This is a genomic window from Sphingopyxis sp. KK2, assembly GCF_001990265.1.
Lineage (GTDB): Bacteria > Pseudomonadota > Alphaproteobacteria > Sphingomonadales > Sphingomonadaceae > Sphingopyxis.
The window spans coordinates 1-19,927 of the sequence record NZ_LYVN01000070.1 but is presented as its reverse complement, the minus strand read 5'-3'; the positions used below and the strand labels follow the sequence as shown (position 1 = coordinate 19,927).

At 65.6% G+C, this 19,927-nt stretch carries 14 protein-coding genes; 6 read left to right on the top strand and 8 right to left on the bottom strand.

Translation table 11 applies throughout. From position 1 onward, the window contains the following. The 4 genes from B1A78_RS12770 to ribA form a co-directional block, all read left to right on the top strand. On the top strand, nucleotides 1-1,688 hold a 1,688-nt coding region (locus B1A78_RS12770; protein WP_077147341.1), incomplete at its 5' end, for a DNA translocase FtsK. Between the two features lie 120 nt (nucleotides 1,689-1,808). Continuing rightward, entirely contained in the window at nucleotides 1,809-2,471 is a 663-nt protein-coding gene (locus tag B1A78_RS12765) for an outer membrane lipoprotein carrier protein LolA (protein ID WP_077147340.1), read from the top strand. A 490-nt stretch (nucleotides 2,472-2,961) separates the two neighbouring features. Further along, complete coding sequence (locus tag B1A78_RS12760; RefSeq protein ID WP_077147339.1) at nucleotides 2,962-3,750, top strand: exodeoxyribonuclease III; 789 nt, start codon at nucleotides 2,962-2,964, stop codon at nucleotides 3,748-3,750. Then, nucleotides 3,747-4,811 carry a GTP cyclohydrolase II gene (ribA, locus tag B1A78_RS12755; protein ID WP_077147338.1) on the top strand — a complete coding sequence of 355 codons (1,065 nt, stop codon included), beginning with the start codon at nucleotides 3,747-3,749 and terminating at the stop codon, nucleotides 4,809-4,811. The genes B1A78_RS12760 and ribA overlap by 4 nt, the downstream gene beginning before the upstream one ends. Before the next feature lie 111 nt (nucleotides 4,812-4,922). Here ribA and B1A78_RS12750 read toward each other — a convergent pair whose 3' ends face one another. From B1A78_RS12750 to B1A78_RS12740, 3 genes are read right to left on the bottom strand one after another with little or no spacing between them, the layout of a single operon-like run. Next, nucleotides 4,923-5,729 (bottom strand): LytTR family DNA-binding domain-containing protein, encoded by an 807-nt coding sequence (locus tag B1A78_RS12750; protein WP_077147337.1) that lies wholly within the window; start codon nucleotides 5,727-5,729, stop codon nucleotides 4,923-4,925. Beyond that, complete coding sequence (locus tag B1A78_RS12745; RefSeq protein WP_077147336.1) at nucleotides 5,726-6,853, bottom strand: sensor histidine kinase; 1,128 nt, start codon at nucleotides 6,851-6,853, stop codon at nucleotides 5,726-5,728. Before B1A78_RS12745 ends, B1A78_RS12750 begins: the two co-directional genes overlap by 4 nt. Before the next feature lie 55 nt (nucleotides 6,854-6,908). Next, the gene (locus tag B1A78_RS12740; protein ID WP_077147335.1) at nucleotides 6,909-7,430 is read right to left on the bottom strand and encodes a helix-turn-helix domain-containing protein; all 522 of its coding nucleotides are present in this window, start codon (nucleotides 7,428-7,430) and stop codon (nucleotides 6,909-6,911) included. Nucleotides 7,431-7,555: 125 nt separating this feature from the next. Here B1A78_RS12740 and B1A78_RS12735 point away from each other — a divergent pair, with 125 nt between their 5' ends. Next, on the top strand, nucleotides 7,556-7,897 hold the full coding sequence (locus B1A78_RS12735) for a hypothetical protein (RefSeq protein WP_144037803.1): 342 nt from the start codon (nucleotides 7,556-7,558) through the stop codon (nucleotides 7,895-7,897). A 111-nt stretch (nucleotides 7,898-8,008) separates the two neighbouring features. Here B1A78_RS12735 and B1A78_RS12730 read toward each other — a convergent pair whose 3' ends face one another. After that, on the bottom strand, nucleotides 8,009-8,899 hold the full coding sequence (locus B1A78_RS12730) for a glycosyltransferase (protein WP_077147333.1): 891 nt from the start codon (nucleotides 8,897-8,899) through the stop codon (nucleotides 8,009-8,011). 127 nt (nucleotides 8,900-9,026) lie between these two features. On the opposite strand from B1A78_RS12730, the gene B1A78_RS12725 reads away from it, so the two are divergent. Next, the gene (locus tag B1A78_RS12725; RefSeq protein ID WP_077147332.1) at nucleotides 9,027-11,120 is read left to right on the top strand and encodes a bifunctional (p)ppGpp synthetase/guanosine-3',5'-bis(diphosphate) 3'-pyrophosphohydrolase; all 2,094 of its coding nucleotides are present in this window, start codon (nucleotides 9,027-9,029) and stop codon (nucleotides 11,118-11,120) included. Here B1A78_RS12725 and B1A78_RS12720 read toward each other — a convergent pair. The 4 genes from B1A78_RS12720 to B1A78_RS12705 form a co-directional block, all read right to left on the bottom strand. After that, complete coding sequence (locus B1A78_RS12720; RefSeq protein WP_256838153.1) at nucleotides 11,117-11,671, bottom strand: putative colanic acid biosynthesis acetyltransferase; 555 nt, start codon at nucleotides 11,669-11,671, stop codon at nucleotides 11,117-11,119. The two genes, B1A78_RS12725 and B1A78_RS12720, sit on opposite strands and share 4 nt — an antisense overlap. Nucleotides 11,672-11,760: 89 nt before the next feature. Further along, nucleotides 11,761-16,119: a hypothetical protein gene (locus tag B1A78_RS12715; RefSeq protein ID WP_077147343.1), complete on the bottom strand. Its 4,359-nt coding sequence runs from the start codon at nucleotides 16,117-16,119 to the stop codon at nucleotides 11,761-11,763. Between the two features lie 2 nt (nucleotides 16,120-16,121). Beyond that, a complete protein-coding gene (locus B1A78_RS12710) occupies nucleotides 16,122-18,089 on the bottom strand; it encodes a hypothetical protein (protein ID WP_144037802.1) in 1,968 nt (655 codons plus the stop codon). Between the two features lie 3 nt (nucleotides 18,090-18,092). Then, on the bottom strand, nucleotides 18,093-19,927 hold a 1,835-nt coding region (locus B1A78_RS12705; RefSeq protein WP_306171654.1), incomplete at its 5' end, for a heme-binding protein.

The window sequence follows — 19,927 nt, the reverse complement described above, 5'->3', positions numbered from 1 at the left end:
TGGTTGCGGCCCCCGCCGCGGCGGCCGCAACCAAGGCGCCGAACCTGATGGAGCGGGTGATCCGTCCGCGCGCGCGCGCCGAACCGAGCGAACGTGCGCCGCCCGAGATCGCCGATCCGGCGCAGCGGAGCGCGCCATCGAAGCCGAAGCCGAAACCGCAGACCGACCTGTTCACGACCTACAAGATGCCGTCGGTCGACCTGCTCGCGCCCGCGCCGCCGGCGCCGACCGGGCAGATCGACAAGGCGGGGCTGGAGCGCAACGCGCGGCTGCTCGAATCGGTGCTCGAGGATTTCCAGGTCAAGGGCGTGATCACCGCGGTGCGCCCCGGTCCGGTCGTCACCATGTACGAGCTGGAACCCGCCCCGGGCACCAAGGCGAGCCGCGTGTCGAACCTGGCCGACGATATCGCGCGCAACATGTCGGCGCTGTCGGCGCGCATCGCGCCGATCCCCGGCCGCACCGTGATCGGCATCGAGCTGCCCAACGCGCATCGCGAGGCGGTGGTGCTGCACGAAATGATCGGCAGCGCACTGTTCCAGGAACAGACCGGCGCGCTGCCCATCATCCTCGGCAAGAATATCAGCGGCGACCCCGTGATCGCCGACCTTGCGCCGATGCCGCACCTGTTGATCGCGGGCACCACCGGGTCGGGCAAGTCGGTCGGTCTGAACGCGATGATCCTGTCGCTGCTCTACCGGCTCGGCCCCGATCAGGTGAAGCTGATCATGATCGACCCCAAGATGCTCGAGCTCAGCGTCTATGACGGCATCCCGCACCTGCTCGCCCCGGTTGTGACCGAGCCCAAGAAGGCGATCCGCGCCTTGAAATGGGCGGTCGAGCAGATGGAGGACCGGTACCGAATGATGTCGTCGCTGTCGGTGCGCAACCTCGCGAGCTACAACGACAAGGTCCGCACCGCGCTGGCGAAGGGCAAGTCGCTCGGGCGGCGGGTGCAGGTCGGTTACGACCCCGAGACCGGCCAGCCGCTCTATGAGGAAGAGACGCTCGACTATGCGCCGCTGCCGCAGATCGTGGTCGTGGTCGACGAGCTCGCCGATTTGATGATGACCGCAGGCAAGGAGGTCGAGTTCCTGATCCAGCGGCTCGCGCAGAAAGCGCGCGCGGCGGGCATCCACCTGATCCTCGCGACGCAGCGCCCGTCGGTCGACGTCATCACCGGCGTCATCAAGGCAAACCTGCCGACGCGCATCAGCTTCAACGTCACGTCGAAGATCGACAGCCGCACCATCCTGGGCGAAGCGGGCGCCGAGCAGCTGCTGGGCAAGGGCGACATGCTGTACGTGCCCGGCGGCAAGCAGATCACGCGTATCCACGGGCCGTTCGTCTCGGACGACGAGGTGCGCGCGGTCGCCGACCATTGGCGCGGCCAGGGCCAGCCCGACTATGTCGAGAGCGTCACCGAGGATCCCGAGGATGGCGGTTTCGCGATGGAAGGCGCCCCCGCCGGCGGCGACAGCGCCGAGGACCGCATGTATGCCAAGGCGTGCCAGATCGTCGTCGAGAGCCAGAAGGCCTCGACGAGCTGGCTGCAGCGGCAGCTCCGCATCGGTTACAACAGCGCGGCAAGGCTGATCGAGCGGATGGAGGAGGAGGGACTCGTCAGCCCCCCTAATCATGTCGGTCGGCGCGACGTGCTGACCGACCAATATGGGCAGCAGCGATAAGGCGGGACCGGAACCAAAGCCGGCGCTCGCGACTTGAACAGCATCCAAACGCCGGGTTCACAGCGCGTTCAACGCGATATTGGCATAGCCCGGCGGTCCTAGTGGCAGAATGAGAGCATCATGACCCTGAATTTCCCCCGCCTGACCCTGACCCGCGCCGCGGCGCTGGCGCTCGTCCCCGCCGCCGCGACGGCACTGGCGTTCAGCGCCCCGGCGATTGCGCAGTCGGCGTCGACCACGCTGTCGTCGGTGCAGTCGCACCTGAAAGCGACGAGCTCGATGACCGCCGATTTCGTCCAGACCGACCGCAACGGCCAGCGGCTGACCGGCCAGCTGACGCTGAAGCGCCCCGGCAAGATCCGGTTCCAGTATCAGAAGGGCGTGCCGCTGCTGATCGTCGGCGACGGCAGCTCGCTGACGATGATCGATTATGAGGTGAAGCAGGTCCAGCGCTGGCCGGTCAAGAATTCGCCGCTCGGCGCGCTGCTCGATCCCGACCGCGACATGAGCAAATATGCCAAGGTTTTGCCGACGGGCAGCGGCGACGTCGTCAGCGTCGAGGTCAAGGACCCCAAGCGTCCCGAATATGGCACGATCACGATGGTGTTCGTGCGCGACGGCGGCGCCCCCGGCGGGCTGCGCCTGCGCGGCTGGGTCGCGCTCGATTCGCAGAACAACCGCACGCGCATCGACCTCAGCAACCAGAAGTTCAACGTCGCGGTCGCCGATTCGGCGTTCAAATGGACCGACCCGCGCCCCCGTTCGCGCGGGCGTGGAAGCTAATCTGGATTTATCCACAGCCGAAAATGAACGGCGCCGAATTCCAAGATCGGGATTCGGCGCCGTTTTTCGGACCAACCGCCGTTTGTCATCGACGAACTGCAAAACCGCCCATATCCGCCGGATTTTCGTTCAGCTTGGCGACAGGGAAGCGGGTCTATTCCAACACTCGAAGGCGCCAACACGGCCCCGGTTCTGGGTTTCCCCCTGTTGCCCCAACCGGAACGCCAGGCACCTTCATTCAAGAGCGTGACGAACGCTGACCTTGAACCCCCGTTCCACCGCCCCTGGAACGGGGGTTTAATTTTTGCGGCGCGCCCTCTTTTGCGCCTGACGGCGCAGGCCGCACCGGCCCGCTCCCCCACCGCCCGAAGACGACGCGTGGCGTCGAAGGGCCTCCCACAGGCTACTATCGTCGGGGAGGCCGGGTGGGAGAGCAGGCCGGCGCGGCAACCGCATTGCGAAGGGCGCCATGCGCCGATAGAGCCAGCCCATGACAACCAGCATCGCTTCGTGGAACATCAACAGCGTCCGCGCCCGCATCGGCATCGTCGAGAAGTTCCTGCGCGAGGAAGCGCCCGACATCCTCTGCCTGCAGGAGACGAAGGTCGAGTGCGTGTCCTTTCCGCCCGACATGTTCCGGTCGCTGGGCTACACGCATATCGTCACCCACGGCCAGCGCATGCACCACGGCGTCGCGATCGTCAGCAAGGTGCCGCTGACCGACGTGCGCAAATATGACTGGCAGGCGAATGGCGAGGCGCGCCATGTCGGCGTCACGCTGCCGTCGGGCGTGCGGCTCGACAATGTCTATATCCCCGCCGGCGGCGACATCGCCGACCGCGAGATCAACCCCAAATTCGGGCAGAAGCTCGATTTCTATGCGCGGATGACCGAATGGTCGGGCGCGCTCGACCAGCCGACGGTGCTGACCGGCGATTTCAACGTCGCGCCGCTCGAGAGCGATGTGTGGAATCATAAGGCGCTGCTCGACGTCGTCAGCCACACCCCGATCGAGGTCGAGACGCTGGCGAAATTGCAGGCGGCCTCGCAGTGGGTCGACCTGGGGCGCCATTTCATCGCGGCGCCGACGCCGCTCTTCACCTGGTGGAGCTATCGCGCGAAGGATTGGGAGCTGTCGAACCGCGGGCGGCGGCTCGACCATATGTGGGTGACGCCCGATCTGCTCGCCAAGGCGGTGGCGCACCGCATCGTCCAGCCCGCGCGCAGCTGGGAACGGCCATCGGACCATATCCCGCTGATCACCGAGTTCGATTTTTGAGCGACGCCCGAAACGAGGGCGCGCGGCGCGCGGCGCGCGGCATCGATGCGCTGCGGCGCGGCTGGCCGGTGCGCGTCACCGGCGTGGACGGCGCGCTCGACCTGCTCGCGATCGAGAGCGCGAGCGATGCGGCGCTCGCCGATTTCGCTTCGGGCGACGTGCTGCTGTCGGGCGAGCGGGCGGTGACGCTGAAGCTGACCAACCAGCGCGCCGCCGCGGCGCCGGGGCCGGTACGGCTGGCGGGCGCGGCGAGCAATGTCGCGGCGGGGCTGGCGATCGCCGACCCCGCGCTCGACCTCGCCAATCCGTGGAAGGGCCCGTTCCGCACCGTCGCGACCGGAGGTGAGGCCGCGGCGAGTGCGGCGATGCTGATGGCGCGCCACGCCGGGCTGCTCCCCGCCTTTTTTGTCCGCGAGGCCGCGGGCGAGGCCGAAACCGCGTGCGAAGCGGGCGACGTCGACGCGCTGCTCGATCCGGCGCGGCTGCATATCGCGGCACGCGCGCGGCTGCCGGTCGAGGCGAGCGAAAGCGCCGAGATCGTTGCGTTCCGGACGCCCGAAGAGGCGTCGGACCATGTCGCGCTGGTCATCGGCAAGCGCGACGGCAATCCGCCGGTGGTGCGGCTGCACAGCGAGTGCCTGACCGGCGACGTGCTCGGCAGTCTGAAATGCGATTGCGGGCCGCAGCTCCACGCCGCGCTGCACGCGATGGCCGATGCGCCGTGGGGCGTGCTGCTTTACCTCAGGCAGGAAGGGCGCGGGATCGGGCTGGTCAACAAGCTGCGCGCCTATGCGCTGCAGGACCAGGGTTACGACACGGTCGACGCCAATCTGCGGCTGGGTTTCCCCGTCGAGGCGCGCGATTTCGCGATCGCCGGGCGGATGCTGGAGTTACTCAACGTGCCGCGCATCCGGCTGATGACGAACAACCCCGAAAAGGTCGCGCGGCTGGAGAGGGAGGGCGTCGAAGTCGTCGAACGTATCCCGCTCGCGCTGCCGACGAACAAATATAATGAGCAATATCTCGCAACGAAGCGGGATAGGACGGGGCACCAACTCTAAAGAGCCTCGTCATTGCGAGGAGCCGAAGGCGACGCGGCAATCCAGAGCAGTCCTGAACCGCCCTGGATTGCTTCGCTACGCTCGCAATGACGAGGACTATTTAATCGGCCGTCAGTGCACGAACCTGGCAACCACGTCGCGGTAGCTGCGGCTGACCTTCACCTGCGCGCCCGATCCGAGCACGAGGAAGCATTCGCCGTTGGTGTGCGGCTTGACCTGCTTGACCTGGCTGAGGTTGACGATCGTCGAGCGGTGGACGCGCTGGAAGTTGCGCGGGTCGAGCCGCTTTTCGAGGTCCTTCATCGTTTCGCGCAGGATCAGCGAATTGTCGGCGGTGTAGATGCACATATAATCGCCCGCCGCGTCGATGCGTTCGATGCTGTCGACGTCGACGCGGAAGATCTGGCCGCGATCCTTGATGTTGATCATCTTTTCATAGCGGTCGGCGGCATGCGCGTCGGGCGCGATTTCGGCGTCATAATCGTCGACCGCGTCGGGCGCGACCTCGGCGAGCACGGTCTTCAGCCGTTCGACCTCGGCCGCGCCGCGCTTTTCGGCGAGACGCTGGCGGACGCGGTCGAGCGCGTCGGCGAGCCGTTCGGGTTCGACCGGCTTGACCAGATAATCGACCGCCTGCGCCTCGAACGCACGGATCGCATGGTCCGAATAGGCGGTCACGAAGACGACGAGCGGCGGTTCGACCTCCATCAATCCCTGGATCACCGAGAAGCCGTCGAAGCCGGGCATCTGGATGTCGAGGAATACGAGGTCGGGTTTGTGGGTCTTGATCTTGCGGATGGCCTCGCGGCCATTTTGGGCGGTGTCGACGATTTCGACATCGCTGTGCGCTTCGAGCCGCAATTGCAGGCCCTGGGTCGCCAATTTTTCGTCATCCACCAGGATGGTTCTGATCGTCATGTTCGCTCGGTTCCAATCGTCATTTGCCCGTCGGGCTGAAACGGAAACTCGATCACCACCGTGAACCCGCCATCAGCACCCGTCTGGGTATCGAACCGATGCTGGTCGCCAAAAGCCTGCGCCAGCCGGTCTCTGATATTGGCTAAACCCACACCGGTCGATTCCGTTGCAACGAAGCCAGTGGTGGGGTCGGCGCCATCGGCTGACAATCCCGAGCCGGTATCCGACACGGTAATCCGAACATTTTGACCGGCCAATTGAGCCGAAATCGTGATGTCGGCGCCATCCTCCTGCGGGGTGACGGCATATTTGATCGCGTTTTCGATCAGCGGCTGGAGCAGCAGCGAGGGCAGGCGCGCGCGCGCAACCGCGGGATCGATCGCGAAATGCGGGCGCAGCCGTTCCTCGAAGCGCATCTTTTCGATGTCGAGATAGAGCTTCAGCGTCTCGATCTCCTGCGCCAGCGTCACCTGCGCCGTGGGCTCGTTGGCGAGCGTGTAGCGCAGGAAGGCCGAGAGGCGCGAGAGCATCGCATTGGCAGGCTCGGACTGTTTGAGCAGCACCAGGGTCGAAATGCTGTTGAGCGTGTTGAACAGGAAATGCGGGTTGAGCTGGTAGCGCAGCATCGCGAGCTGCGCCGAGGCCGCCTGCGCCTCGAGACGGAGGACGCGATCATTCTGTTCCTCGAGCTGGAGGAAATAGTTGATCGCGAAATAGAGCGCCGACCAGGCGGCGAGCGAGGTCGCGTCGATATAGACCGCGCCGAGCAGCAGGCCGGTGAAGCCCGCGTCGCTGTTCGGGTTCTGGATCTGCGCGACCCAGGCATCGGTAAATGCCCAGAGCGCGGTTGCGACGCCCGCGAGGCCGAAGCTGACCCCCCACATCAGCAGCGGACGGCGGTTGATCAGCGTGCGGTAGCAGACCGACAGGATCAGCGAGAGCGAGAAGCCGGTTATCGCCGACACCGTCTGTGGGATCAGGAAGGCGAGCGGCTGGCCGTTGGCGAGACCCGAGATGCCGCGCAGTCCGAGCCAGGCGAGCCAGCCCAATATCTGGAGGTTCCAGAAGGCGCGCACCTTGTTGTCGAAAAAGGGACCCGGCGAGGACAGTCCGAACAAGGGCATCGGTCGCGGGGTCGCGGTCAACGGCAAGGGAGAAGGCGAAACGGCGCGCCGCGCGTCATTCAGCGGCAACCGGCGCCATCCGTTCGTCGGTGCGCGCACGCGCCTGGCCCAGCGGCTGCAATTCGGAGCGGTGCTTCCACACCAGTTCCTTATAGCCGATCGGGCGACCGTCGTGCGCGGTGATCGTGACCGGGCCGATCGGCTGTTCGTCGAGCACATCGACGAGCACCGGGGTCGAGGGCACGCCCGCGCCCCATTTTTCGCCCCATTGACGCAGCGCGATCATCGCCGGCAACAGTTCGAGGCCCTTTTCGGTAAGCTCGTAGCGCACCTTGCGGCGATCCTCGGCCATCACCTCGCGCGCCATGATGCCATGGTCGACCAGCTTCGACAGCCGGTTCGAAAGGATGTTGCGCGCGATGCTGAGTTCCTGCTGGAATTCCTCGAAATGATGGACGCCGTTGAAGGCGGCCCGCAGGATCATGAACGACCATCGCTCGCCCATCGCCTCGAGCGCGAGCGGCAGGGCGCAATTGTCCCCGTACAGCATGTTCAGCGGTTCGCGTAATTTTCCCATAGGCCCAGCCCTAACGTAAAATCGGCCCCCGCACAAAAAATATATGGGCCGAGTTGCATTTCGCAACCGGCATCCTAAATTTCATTTTGCAACCTAAAATAGGTGCCAAAAAAGGAGACCTCCCCATGTTCGGACCCATGTTCAAACCTTCCTCCGCGGCGCGCTTCATGCCGCTGATCGGCGTCGCGCTTGCCGGCACCGCCGCGCTGCCCGCGACGGTCCAGGCCGCCGGCGGCGGCGCCTATTATCGCGCCGAGCTGTCGGCCCCCGCGCCGAAGGGCAAATTCGTCGCACGCGGCATCGTCTGGTCGTGCGAAGGCACGAGCTGTGTCGGCGCGCGCGGCAGCAGCCGTCCGCTGATGATGTGCGCGAGCCTCGCCCGCGAGGCCGGCGAAGTGAAGGGTTTCATCGCCGACGGCAAGGCGCTCGAAGCCGAAGAATTGGCGCGCTGCAACGGCGCAGCCTGACCCGGCCGGGTGGGCGGCACTCCCCTCCCCCCTTCCACCCAGGCCGATAGAGAGCCGCCGCGACCTCCCATCCTCCCGGGGAGGCACGGCGGCTTTTCTTTTGCGAGCCGGTCAGGCGGCGAGGCGGTTGCGCGCGACGACGAGCGTCCAGCGCGCGAGCGCGGGCAGGCGCGCGAGCACCGTCGCGGGATGCGCGGCAAGCGCGCGGCGCACGAGGTCGAAGCGCCAGCGCCGCTGGGTCTTGAGCGCGAGGCCGAGCAGGATCTCGCTGCGGCTGCGCGCGGGCAGTTGGTCAGGCATCGCGCGCTCGACGATGAACGCGGTCAGCGCCTGGATCTGGTCGGCGCGCTGGCTGGTCAGGCTGCCGCCATGCTTGCGGTAGCGATAGAGATCCTCGTGCAGTTCGACGAAGGCGAAGCGCTGGGCGGCACGGAGCCAGAAATCATAATCCTCGACCCCGAACAGCCCGACGTCATAGCCGCCGAGCGCCTCGGTCACCGCGCTGCGATAAAGGAAGGCGGCGCCGATATTATTGCCGTGGAGCAGCCGTTCGACCGGCCCGACGCGCGAGCAGCCGAGGTCCCTGCCCTCGTCGTCGATCAGCGCGAAATCGGCAAAGGCGACGCCGGCTTGCGGATTGGCGTCGAGCGTCGCGACGAGACGGTCAAGCATCTGCGGACGGAGGAGATTGTCGTCCGAGGTCCAGCTGTGCAATTCGCCGCGTGCCTGCGCGAAACCATGGTTGAGCGCTGCGGGCAGGCCGACATTGGTGTCGAGCCGGACATGGCGGACGCGCGGATCGCGCGCCGCGGCGGCGGCCATGATCGCCGGGCTGTCGTCGCGCGAGGCATCGTCGACGAGGATCAGTTCGAAATCGGCGAAATCCTGGTCGAGGACCGAATCGATCGCCTCTTCGAGCCAGCGCGCGCCATTGTGCACGGGCATCACCATCGACACACGCGGCGCGGCGGCGGTCGAATCCAGAGCTTCGGTCGCTGTCATTGCCCCCCGCCATAGCCTCCGCGCACGATGCTTCCAAAGCCGTTTACCAAAATTGCGGCGCACCGGCGGCAGAACGCAGTTAAGTTTCGCATTGCATTTGTCCCCGCATGCACGACATTGGGACAGGATGCTGCGTCAATATGAACTTGTCGAGCGCGTGCGCGCTTATGATCCCGACGTCGACGAGGCGTTGCTGAACCGCGCCTATGTCTTCACCGTGCAGAAGCACGGCAGCCAGAAACGCGCGTCGGGCGACCCCTATTTCAGCCATCCGGTCGAGGTCGCGGGCATCTTAACCGACCTCCACCTCGACAGCGAGACGATCGTCACCGCGCTGCTCCACGACACGCTCGAGGATACGCTGACCACGCCCGAGGAGATCGAACGGCTGTTCGGCCCCGACGTGACGCGGCTGGTCGACGGGGTGACCAAGCTGTCGAAGATCGAGGCGCAGACCGAGAATGAGCGCGCGGCGGAGAATCTGCGCAAATTCCTGCTCGCCATGTCCGACGACATTCGGGTGCTGCTGGTCAAGCTCGCCGACCGGCTGCACAATATGCGCACGCTGCATTTCATCCAGAACCCCGACAAGCGCCGCCGCATCGCGCGCGAGACGATGGATATCTATGCCCCGCTCGCCGAGCGGATCGGCATGTATGAATATATGCGCGAGATGCAGATGCTCGCCTTTCGCGAGCTCGAGCCCGAAGCCTATGCGACGATCACCGGGCGGCTGGCCAAGCTCGCCGCCGGCGGCAAGGACAAGGTCGCGACGATCACACGCGAGTTCAAGGAACTGCTCGCCAAGAACGGGATCGAGGCCGATGTGTCGGGGCGCGAGAAGCATCCCTATTCGATCTGGCGCAAGATGCAGGAGCGCCACGTCAGCTTCGAACAGGTGACCGACATCATCGCGTTCCGCATCATCACGCCGACCGACGCCGATTGCTACGCCGCGCTCGGACTGCTCCACCGCAAGTGGAAAATGGTGCCGGGGCGGTTCAAGGATTATGTCTCGACCCCGAAGCGCAACGGGTACAAGTCGCTGCACACGACGATCATGCACCAGCAGAATATGCGCATCGAGATCCAGATCCGCAGCCTTGCGATGCACCAGCAGTCCGAATTCGGCTTTGCCGCGCATTGGGCCTATAAGCAGGGCGGCACGGTGCCCGACGGGCAGGCGGGGTGGATCCGCGACCTGCTCGAAATCCTCGAACAGACGCACGATCCCGACGAATTCCTCGAGAATACGCGCATCGCGATGTACCAGGATCGCATTTTCGCCTTCACGCCGAAGGGAAGCCTGCACCAGCTGCCCAAGGGCGCGACCCCGGTGGACTTCGCCTATGCGGTGCATACCAAGCTCGGCGACCGCACGGTCGGCGCCAAGGTCAACGGGCGGCTGGTGCCGCTGCGCACCCAGCTCGCCAATGGCGACACGGTCGAAATATTGTCGTCGGACAAGCAGACGCCGCAGCCCGCCTGGCTGGGCTTTGCCGTGACCGGCAAGGCGCGCGCGGCGATCCGCCGCCATGTGCGGTCGAAGGAAAAGGTCGAGCTCGCCTCGCTTGGGCGCAAGATGTACGACGAGATCGTCGCGCGCGTACCCGGCAAGGTCGGCGACAAGGCGCGCGCCGCGGCGCTGACCCGGCTCAAGCTCGAGGACGATACCGCGCTTTACGTGGCGATCGGCAAGCGGCGGCTGTCGGACAATGCGGTGCTCGAGGCGCTGGTCCCCGGCATCACCGCCGAGATGAAGTCGAAGCCCGGCAAGCTGGCGCAGGGCGCGGCGGTGTCGATCGAGGGGCTGACCCCCGGGGTCGCCTATCAGCTCGCCGACTGCTGCCACCCGGTTCCCGGCGACCGCATCGTCGGGCTGGCGCGCCCGGGCGAGGGGATCGAGGTGCATGTCATCGACTGCCCCAGCCTGGCCGACGGGATCGATGCCGACTGGATCGACCTGCGCTGGCAGGAAGACAGCGAGGGCGGCAATGCGCGGCTGTGCATCGTCATCCTCAACGAACCCGGGACGCTCGCCGAAATGTCGGGCATCCTTGCCGCCAATTCGGCAAACATCACCAATTTGCGGCTGTCGAACCGCGAAGGCGGGTTCCACACCTATGACGTCGTCGTCGAGGTGCGCGACGTGCATCATTTGATGCGCATATTGTCGGCGCTGCGCGCGTCGGACACGGTGGTGCAGGCCGAGCGGCTCTAGCCGCCGGGTTTCATCGATCCGTCGGCGAAGTCGGCGAGGCTGCTGGTGCCGATCGGCGCGGCGGGGTTGCCGCCGACGATGACATTGCGATCGACATCCTTGACCACGACCGCACGCGCGGCGGCGACCGCGCCGTCGGCGAGCGTCACGCCGGGGCCGACAAAGGCGTCGGCGGCGACCCACGCGTTACGGCCGATCGCGATCGGCGCGGCGGTGAGCGCGAAGCCGGGGGCGTGGATGTCGTGGCTGGCGGTGCAGAGATAGGCGCGCTGGCTGACCACCGACCAGGGGCCGAGCGTGACGCGCGCCACCGAATAGATTTCGCCGCGCGGGCCGAGCGTCGACCCGGCGCCCATTTCGAAATTCCACGGCGCCCAGATGCGCGCGCTGGGATAGGGGCGTGCGCCCGCACCGATGGTGGCGCCGAACAGGCGGAGCAAAAAGCGACGCCAGCCGTGGAGCGGAATCGGGCTGGGACGGTAGAGCAGCAGCCAGACGGCGTTCCACACGGCACGGCGCAATTTGTCGCCGAGGCTGGGGTGGGGAATCACGACCGGGCGCATCGGGCTTGGCGTCTCACAATTGGGATGCGGCGGGACGATCCGCCGTGCGACGCTGTCGCACAGGCGGAGCCGCTTGGCTAGCCGCCGAGCCGGTCGGGGCCGCGCCATGCCGCGGCCTGTTCGGCATCCTTCGGGTCGCTGTCGCGCACCTTGTAGACCGCGCCGCTGCTGTTCAGGAACAATTTCTCCATTTCCGGCCGGGTGAAGGGGCGCGAGCCCAAGCGGCCGAACACCGCCATCTGGCCGCCGGTCTCGTCGACCGCGCGGTCGCGGTCGAGGCCCTTCGACAGCGCGAGCGCCGGCGAGGGGGTCTTGGCCCAGGCGATGAGTTCGGGGGTCGGTTTGGGCGAGAAGCCGTAGAGGCCCGGATTGTCGGGGCTGGTCAGCTGGATCACCTTGATGCCCGCGCGCCCGTCGGCGACATAAGCGAAGAGCGAGGCGTTGGTCGAGGCGACGATCACATCCTCGGCATCGACGAGCTTGCCGCCGAAGGTCTGGCCCGGCCAGACGAGCGGCGCGGTCGGCTTGGTCACGTCGACGATGACGAGACCATCGGCCTTTGCGGCGACATACATATAGGTGCGCGCAACATAGATTTTGCGCGCGTTGGCGAGGCGCACCGTTCCCTCGGGCACCGGCACCGGCTGCGCGAGATTGGTGACGTCGAACAGTTTCACGCCCTCAGCATCGGTGACCCAAAGGTAGCGGAACTGCACCGCGCTGGCGCGCGCGTCGGTGAGCGGAAGCTGCGCCGTCACCTTCGGTTCGAGCGGGTTGGTCAGGTCGAGCACGACGAGCCCGGTGTCGGTGGTGACATAGGCGATGCTGCCCGCGAGCGTGACGTGCCGCGCGCCCGCAAGCACATTGCCCTCGTTCCAGGTCAGTGCACGCGTCAGCCTGTTGTTGCGGAATTCGCCGTCGGCCAAGGTGTCGATATCGACGAGGACCAGCCCTTCGACGCTGTCGGTGATCACCGCATAGCGATAGATGGGGTGCATCACCTGTTCGTGGTTCTGCGGATAATCCTTCACGATATGGTCGTTGCGCGACACGCTGATCGGCTGGGTCGTCGCGATCGCCATGCAGGTCGCGTTCTTCGTCCTCACATGCGTGTCGTGGCCCAATGACGAGAAGGGCGCGCGAATGATGCGTTCGGAGAAGCCCTTGTTGCCGATCGACGCGACGTCATAGACGCGGAAGCCGCCCTTGCCCTCTGCGACGAACATATATTCGCCGCGCTGTTGCAGGCAGTTCACCCGGCCGCTGGTGCCCTGAACGATGTTGGCGAATTCCTCGAGCGCATATTTTTCGCCCGACAGCTTCTTGTCGAACACCTTGCCGCGCACCCAGTTCTTGAGCTCGCGGTCATTCTGTTCGACGTGCAGCTTCCAATAATCGGGATAGGCATATTTCTGGAGATAGCTGCCGATCACCGCCTGCGGCTCGTCCCATTCGGTGACGCGCGTCGCCTGGAAACCATCCTCCATGCCCGACCAGACGTTGAGGCCGACGAAATTGACGAAATTGGTGCCGAGCAGGTTGAGCTGCGCCATGATCGCATTGTTGTCGTCATTTTCAGACAGGTGGCAGTCCGAACATTGCTTGGTTTCCTGGCGGCGCACGGTGTGCGGGAAATGCGGCGCGAAGGCCTGGCTCGAATAGCCCGCCGAACTGATCGGTGGCTGCTGAACATAGATGCGTTCGCGGTTGATGTTGGTCGACGACAGGATCAGCGCCGAGGTCGATCGCACCGGGGTGATGATGCCGCGCACCTCGCCGTTCGGGCCGGGTTCGCCGGGCTTGGTGAGCTGGTGGCGGCCGAGCTGGAACATCTCGTCGCGCGCGACCTGCGGGTTGTAGGTCGCGAAGTTGCGCGTCTCCTCACCCTCGAAATGGTGCATGCTGGTTTTCCAGTTCGCCTCGATCGGCAAATGGCACCCGCCGCAGCTGGTGGTCCAGCTGAGGTGGCAGGTGAAGCAGGTCATCTTGTCGTCGCCGTGCGCGCGGTCTTCCTTGGCGACGTCGGGCCCCCAAGCGAAATTGCCGTCGTCGGCGCCGCTGCGCGCCATCAGCTTGGCGCGTGCCGCCTTGGCATTGAAATGCGGCCCCGGGGTCACCGCCTGCTTGACGAGGCTGACCTGCCATTCGAGCTTGGGATCGACGATCGAACGCTGGATCAGCCCGGTGACGTCGCCATTGTCATTATACTGGAATTCGAAGCGCCTCCGCCCGTCGGGGTTGCGCAGCAGCGCGAGGTTGGTGCCCTGCGGCCGCGCCGCGACGTTCGAGGTCAGCAAATTGGGCAGCGCATCGGCGGTGCCGTGGCAATCCTTGCAGCTGATCTCGACCGCATTGGCGACCTCGCCCTGGATATAGCCATTGCCATGGCTGTCCTGTGCGAAATGGCAGTCGGCGCATTGCATGCCCTTTTCGGCATGGATGTCCATCATATGGACCGCCTTGCCGGGATTGATGCCGGGGGGCACGAACTTGCCCTCGACCCCCGGGCGACCCGCGTCGGCGCTGGCAAGGCAGAGGTCGCGTTCCTTGGGATCGGTATAATGGCTGCAGCTCTTGCGCCATTTTTCGGGATCGCTGGGGTCGATGATGTTCGGATCGGTGCCGTAGGTCGCCATATTGCCGTCGGCGGTCAGCAGATTGCCGTTGCGGTCGCGCTTGAAGATGCCGCGGAAGTTCCAGCCATGGCCGTGATAGTCGGCGAACTGGGTGTCCTTGTTGGTGTCGTTGACGTCATAGACGTCGCGCAGGAATTCGACATCGGCCCAGAGGCCGCGCGTCGCTGCGCCCTCGGGGTTGCGTTCGAGCACCTTATGCACCTCGGCCGCGGTCGGATAATGCTGCTGCTTGTATTTCTTCTGATAGTCCTCGTCGCTCATCCCCGCGGGGCGCGGCGTGGTGTTGTGCGGGCCGGGCCACATCTGCGGCGCGTCCGATTCATAGTCCCACATCGTGTAGCCGAGGTAGGAGTTCAGGAAGATATTGGGCTGGTGCATGTGGCAGGTCATGCACTGCGAGGTCGGGATCGAGCGGGTGAAAGTATGCTTGATCGGGTGGCCGGCTTCGAGCCGTTCCTTCTTCGCGAACACCTGCGGTCCCGCCTTGGCATCCGCGGGATCGATCAGTCCGCCATGCTTTTCCTCGTCGGGGGCGTGCTTCGCGGCATCGCCATGGCCCGAACCGCCGCCGCCGTGGCCGCCGCCATGATCGTCGCTTTCGGGCTTCCACTTGCGGTCCTTGATCGTCGGGTCGATCGTCGCGGTTTCGCCGTCGCGGCCATATTGCGAATAAGTCAGGCTGTGGCGCGGTTCGCGGTCGTTGGCATAGATGACGTGGCAACCCGAACAGCCCGAATGGCGATAGTCGCCCGGCTGGTCGTTGGTACCCATGAACCACATCAAGGGATCGTTGAGGCGCGTCTTGTGGATGTTGAGCACGGGGATCGCGACGCGCAGCCCGGTGCCGGGGCCGCGGTTCGACTGTTTGAGGTCGGGGCGGCCGGGTTCCTCGAGGCGCTGGATGCTGCCGGTCGGGTTGGGCAGGCCGATTTCGGGGAATTGCGTGTTGATGTTGCGCCCGCCGCGTTCGAAGACGCGGAAGACGTCGCCCGGCGGGATCACGCTCCAGCGCGGCAGCGGGTACATTTTTGCGAGCGCACCGCGCGCGCGTTCCTTGTCGGTCAGGATCTTTTCGAACGGCACCTTGGGGTCGCAGGCGTTCTTATATTCCTCGGGCGTCATCGAGGTCGTCGGCGACAGGATGCAGGCGGGCTTGCCGTTGCGGGTATAAGCCTCGCCGAACACGTAATTTTTATAGGGCACGATGCCGTTGTTGTACGCCGCGCCGCCCCACAGCATCGCCGAGGTCGACATCAGCGAGCGTTCGGTCGCCTCGATCGTTTCGAGGTGGCACGCGCCGCACGCCTCGCGCGCGACGCGATAGTCGCTGGGGTTGATGAAGCGGATGAATTCGGGCGATTCCTTGTTGAGCAGCGTGTAGCTGCGCTTGGGGTTTGCCGAACTGTGCCCCCAGCTGTTCGGCAGCGTCGGCTGCGGATGCGCGACCTTCATCGCCGCGAGATTATAGGGATTGTCGTAGCCGAGCTTCGCGTCGCCGAAGGCCGCGGGCGATTCGGCGTCGCCGCCATGGCAGTCGGTGCAGCCGAGCTGGACCGCGGGGGTCGCGTGCATCGACGGCGCGTCAGTCTGGGTATGGCAGCTGTAGCAGCCCTTCGACTTGGCCATCACCGCAGCTTCGCGCTCTTCGAAGGTCTTGCCCGGCTGTTCCTTGGGCGCGGGCGGGCTGAAGCGATATTCGACCTTCACCGGCTTTTCGCCGCCGGCGGCATAGGCCATCGACACGGCAAAGCTGGCGCCCATCAGGACGAAGGCCAGCAGGGCGAGAAGCTTGCGGGTCATCATCAAAAGCTCAAAATCACATTGGCGAGGATCGAGACATAGGCCCGGTCGCCCTCTTTATTGTCGAACAAATCCTTGAACCCCTTGCCCGGCAGCAGCACCGCGGCGCTGAGGCGGCCGACGATATTCTGCGTCGCCTTTGGCCGCCAGATCGCCGCGACCGAGAGGTCGTAACCGATGTCCTTGGGGATCGAATCCTCGCTGCGCAGCACCTGGAGGCTGGAGGTGTCGGCGAACCAGAGATGGTTGGCGTTGAAGCTGACCCGCGTCTGCGGCGACAGGTCGAAATCGGCGCCGGCGCCGACGAATATGGTGCCGGGGTTGTTGAAGTTCGACTGCCCCTCTTCCTTTGACGAGCGCAGCGAATTGAGGATGCCGTTGCGGCCGTTGATCGAGATGACACGGCCGCCGCCCGCGAAGGGGATGGTCTGGCGGATCCAATAGCTGGTGTCGGCGCCGCCGAAGATCGGGTTTTCGAAGATCGCGTCGAAGCCGCCCTCGGTGTTATTATAGGGATCCTTGTCGCCGGTGGCGTAGAGGCCCGAGAGGCGGAAGCGCATCCAGTCATGGTCGTAACTGAGTTCAGCGGCGGCGAAGCCCGCGCGGATCTTGGCGGGCTTGCTGGTGAAGAAGCTGTTCCGGTCCTCGCCCAGAGCGGCATAGAGGCTGGTGGTCAGGTTGATCCGGCCGATGCGCCCGTCGGCGCTGTAGCCGAGATAGACGACATCATATTCGCGCCCGCGCAAATCGCCGAGCAGCGCCGGCCGGACCGGGAAGCCATTATGGTCGATCTGAATGTCGTTCTTTTCGCGGTTCATATTATAGGTCACGCTGACCTGGCTGGTCAGCCCGACGAAGGGGAAATCCTGGCGATAGACATTGCCGGTGAAGATGAAATCGTCGCGCGGCGTCTGGGTGATGTCGTTGAGACCCGAGTTGGTGTCCTTTTCGAGCCGCCAGAAAGCCGCGAGATTATATTGGAAGCGGTTGTTGTCGCGGTTGCCGAAGAAGCGGATGCCGAGCTGCGAATCCTGGAACAGGAAGCCGCGGAAATCGCTCTGGAACGGCTGGATGCCGACGCGGATCGAGTGAAAGTCGTAGCGGTCGCTGTCGTTGCCGAGATGCTTGTCGACGAACAATTCCTGCACGCCGAGGAACGAGTCGTAGCGGTTGCTCTTTTTCGACGGGCGCACGTCGAGCACGCGCCGTTCGGGCACGTCGACATAATTGGCCTGATAGGCGAGGGTCAGGCGATATTCGATGTCGGGCGGCTTGAACGCGGTCGAACCCTTGATCAGCGCGACGCCGGCGATGAAGGTCTGCGCCGCGACGAAGCTGCGGTTTTTCCCAAAGACGTCGAGGCTGCCCGGGCGCGAGGTGGTCTGGACGCCAACGGGGATCGGGAAGGTTCGCGGCTCGAACACCGTATCGGAGACGAGATTGGCGATGAAGAACCAGTCGTCGCCCTTCAACCCCAAGAATTTCGGTGTCTTGCAGCGCGCCTCGCCCGCGCGTTCGCGCAGTTCCTGCTCCTCCGCACTCGGGATGCAGATCGCGCGGTCGCCCTTGTAGGTATTCTGGTGATAGGGATCGAACCAGCGTTCCTTGACGACGCCGAGGCTCTCGATCAGGCGCCAGCGGTCGGGGACCGGAAGCTGGTCCTCCATGCCCGGAAAGGCTTCGGGCGGCGGCGGGCGCAGCGCGCCGATATTGTCCTGCTTGAGCTGGTCGGGCAGGTCGGGGCGATAACCGGGGCGGCGGCGGCCGTCGATGATCTGCGTCATCATGTCGTCGGTCATCATCTGCTGCCACTCGACCGGCGGCGGCGGCGGGGTGAGGTCGTCGAGCGATGGTTCGGGCGCGGGCGCCGCTTCTGGTGCGGCAGGCGCAGGATCGGCCGCCTCGCCCGGCGCGCCTTGCGCCGCCAGGCTGGCAATGATCGGCCAAAGGCTGCTTCCCGCGAGGCTCATCGTCTAGAGCCCATCGCAGACATTTTGCTGCGCCGTGTCGAGGAAGGGGGCGAAGGGGCAGCCGATATAGCGCAGCCGGACCGAGGCGCCGCCGGCGAGGTTGACGATGATGCGGTCCGAGCGGATCGCCGCCGGGGCATTGCCGATGCCATTGCCGACGCGCGCGCCGCCGTTATGCGCGCCCAAAAAGCTGATCATATCGTCCTGGTCGATGCCGTCGCCCGAGACGCCGATGCCGCCGACGAGCTGATTGCCGCGATAGATGGGGACCGAGCCCGGGAAGATCTGGATGCCGTTCTGCAGCCGGTTGATGCCCGTGGGCGTGTCGGGGAGCGTCGTGCAGCGCTGCGGCGTGTCGGTCGCGCTGGCGCCGGTGACGAAGCCCAGATGCTGCCCGATATTGCCGATGATCAGCGCCGATTGCAGCCCGGTCGAAAAGGGGTTGAACTGCGCGATCGGACGCGACAGCGGCCCGTGCGGGCGCCCGACCTCGCCGTCCGGAAAATAGGGACGCGACAGATTGCCGTTGGCGCGATCCGAGAAAGCGTGCGTGCCGGTGAGCGCGGCGGGATCGTTCAGGAAGGTGCGCGTCGCGGTAACGAACTGGCGAACGTCGGCGCTGGCATTGGCGCTGAGGTCGGCGCCGGCGATGCTGTTCGAGAAGAACATCGCGGTGCGCGCCTTTTGCAAGGACACGTCGGTGCCGAAGATCGGCGCGTCGGGCGAGCGGACGATACCGAGGATCGCGCCATGCGTGTCGACGATGCTGACCGACACCTGCGCGCGGCTGTCGAGCGGGCGGCGGATCTGGCCGCGCGCACGGCTGATGATCGTGAAGGCTTCCTCCATCACCGCGCGCACTTCGGCCTGGGTCAGCGGCGCGCTGTTGCTCGCGGCGTCGGTTGCGGCGCGGATCGGATAGCGGTTGGTGCCGCTGCCATCGGTGAGCACATAGGCATCGCGGTTGCTGAACTCGGCGGCGGTCGAGGGCCGCATGCCCGAGGCCTCGGTGCCATAGACGGTGCCCGCGATGATCGCGGCATTATTATAGCCGATCACCGCGACGAGATTGCCCGCGACGCCGTTGAAGCTGCCGAAGCTCGCCCCCGCCGAGGATTTGAGGCCGCCATAGGTGGCGTCGGAAAAGCGCAAGGTGGTGCCGTCGACGGTGATCTTGTCGGCGGTGATGCTCGTCGGCGCCTCGAAACCGCGGGTGCCCGCGAGCGCGATGAACTCCTCGGCATCATTGTCGATGTCGAGGATGTTCGGGTCGCTGCCATAGACGCCGTCGCCCATCACCCCGATGCCGCCGACCAGCTTGCCATTTTTGTAGAGCGGCAGGCCGCCGGGGTCGGCCGACAGGCCGAGCGGCGAGCGTTTCGGGCCGATCAGCGCGGCGCCGCCGGGCGCGCCGAAGCGCGCGCTGAGGTCGCTGCACGGCAGCTGGCTGAACTGCACGCCGAACAGCGGGCCGCTTTCGAGCCCGACGGTGGTCGGCGCGGGCGGGAAATGTTCCTGGACGATCTGGCTCGCGGTGCGCGACGAAAAGGCGTTGCCCGCGCTCGACAGGTAAGCGCCGGTCACCGCCTTGGCGATCGCGCCTGCCTCGGCGGGGACGGTGACATTCTGCGCGTCCATGTTGACGCCATTGGGCGCCGCACCGGTGGTCGCAGTGGCGCGCGCGCCGTTCATGCGGAAGATGCCGAGCACGTTGCCGACGCGGTCGGTCACAGCGATGACCGACGGCAGGCCCTGCGCCTGCGCCTCGGCGATCGCGCCCGCCATCACCGCCTGAACATCGGCGACGCTCAAGGATTCGCTGCCCGGCTGGGTGAAGA

Coding starts and splice junctions, on each gene's coding strand:
- B1A78_RS12765 (WP_077147340.1), top strand. CDS start 1,809: ATGACCCTGAATTTCCCCCGCCTGACCCTGACCCGCGCCGCGGCGCTG.
- B1A78_RS12760 (WP_077147339.1), top strand. CDS start 2,962: ATGACAACCAGCATCGCTTCGTGGAACATCAACAGCGTCCGCGCCCGC.
- B1A78_RS12750 (WP_077147337.1), bottom strand. CDS start 5,729: ATGACGATCAGAACCATCCTGGTGGATGACGAAAAATTGGCGACCCAG.
- B1A78_RS12745 (WP_077147336.1), bottom strand. CDS start 6,853: ATGCCCTTGTTCGGACTGTCCTCGCCGGGTCCCTTTTTCGACAACAAG.
- B1A78_RS12740 (WP_077147335.1), bottom strand. CDS start 7,430: ATGGGAAAATTACGCGAACCGCTGAACATGCTGTACGGGGACAATTGC.
- B1A78_RS12735 (WP_144037803.1), top strand. CDS start 7,556: ATGTTCGGACCCATGTTCAAACCTTCCTCCGCGGCGCGCTTCATGCCG.
- B1A78_RS12730 (WP_077147333.1), bottom strand. CDS start 8,899: ATGACAGCGACCGAAGCTCTGGATTCGACCGCCGCCGCGCCGCGTGTG.
- B1A78_RS12725 (WP_077147332.1), top strand. CDS start 9,027: ATGCTGCGTCAATATGAACTTGTCGAGCGCGTGCGCGCTTATGATCCC.
- B1A78_RS12715 (WP_077147343.1), bottom strand. CDS start 16,119: ATGACCCGCAAGCTTCTCGCCCTGCTGGCCTTCGTCCTGATGGGCGCC.
- B1A78_RS12710 (WP_144037802.1), bottom strand. CDS start 18,089: ATGAGCCTCGCGGGAAGCAGCCTTTGGCCGATCATTGCCAGCCTGGCG.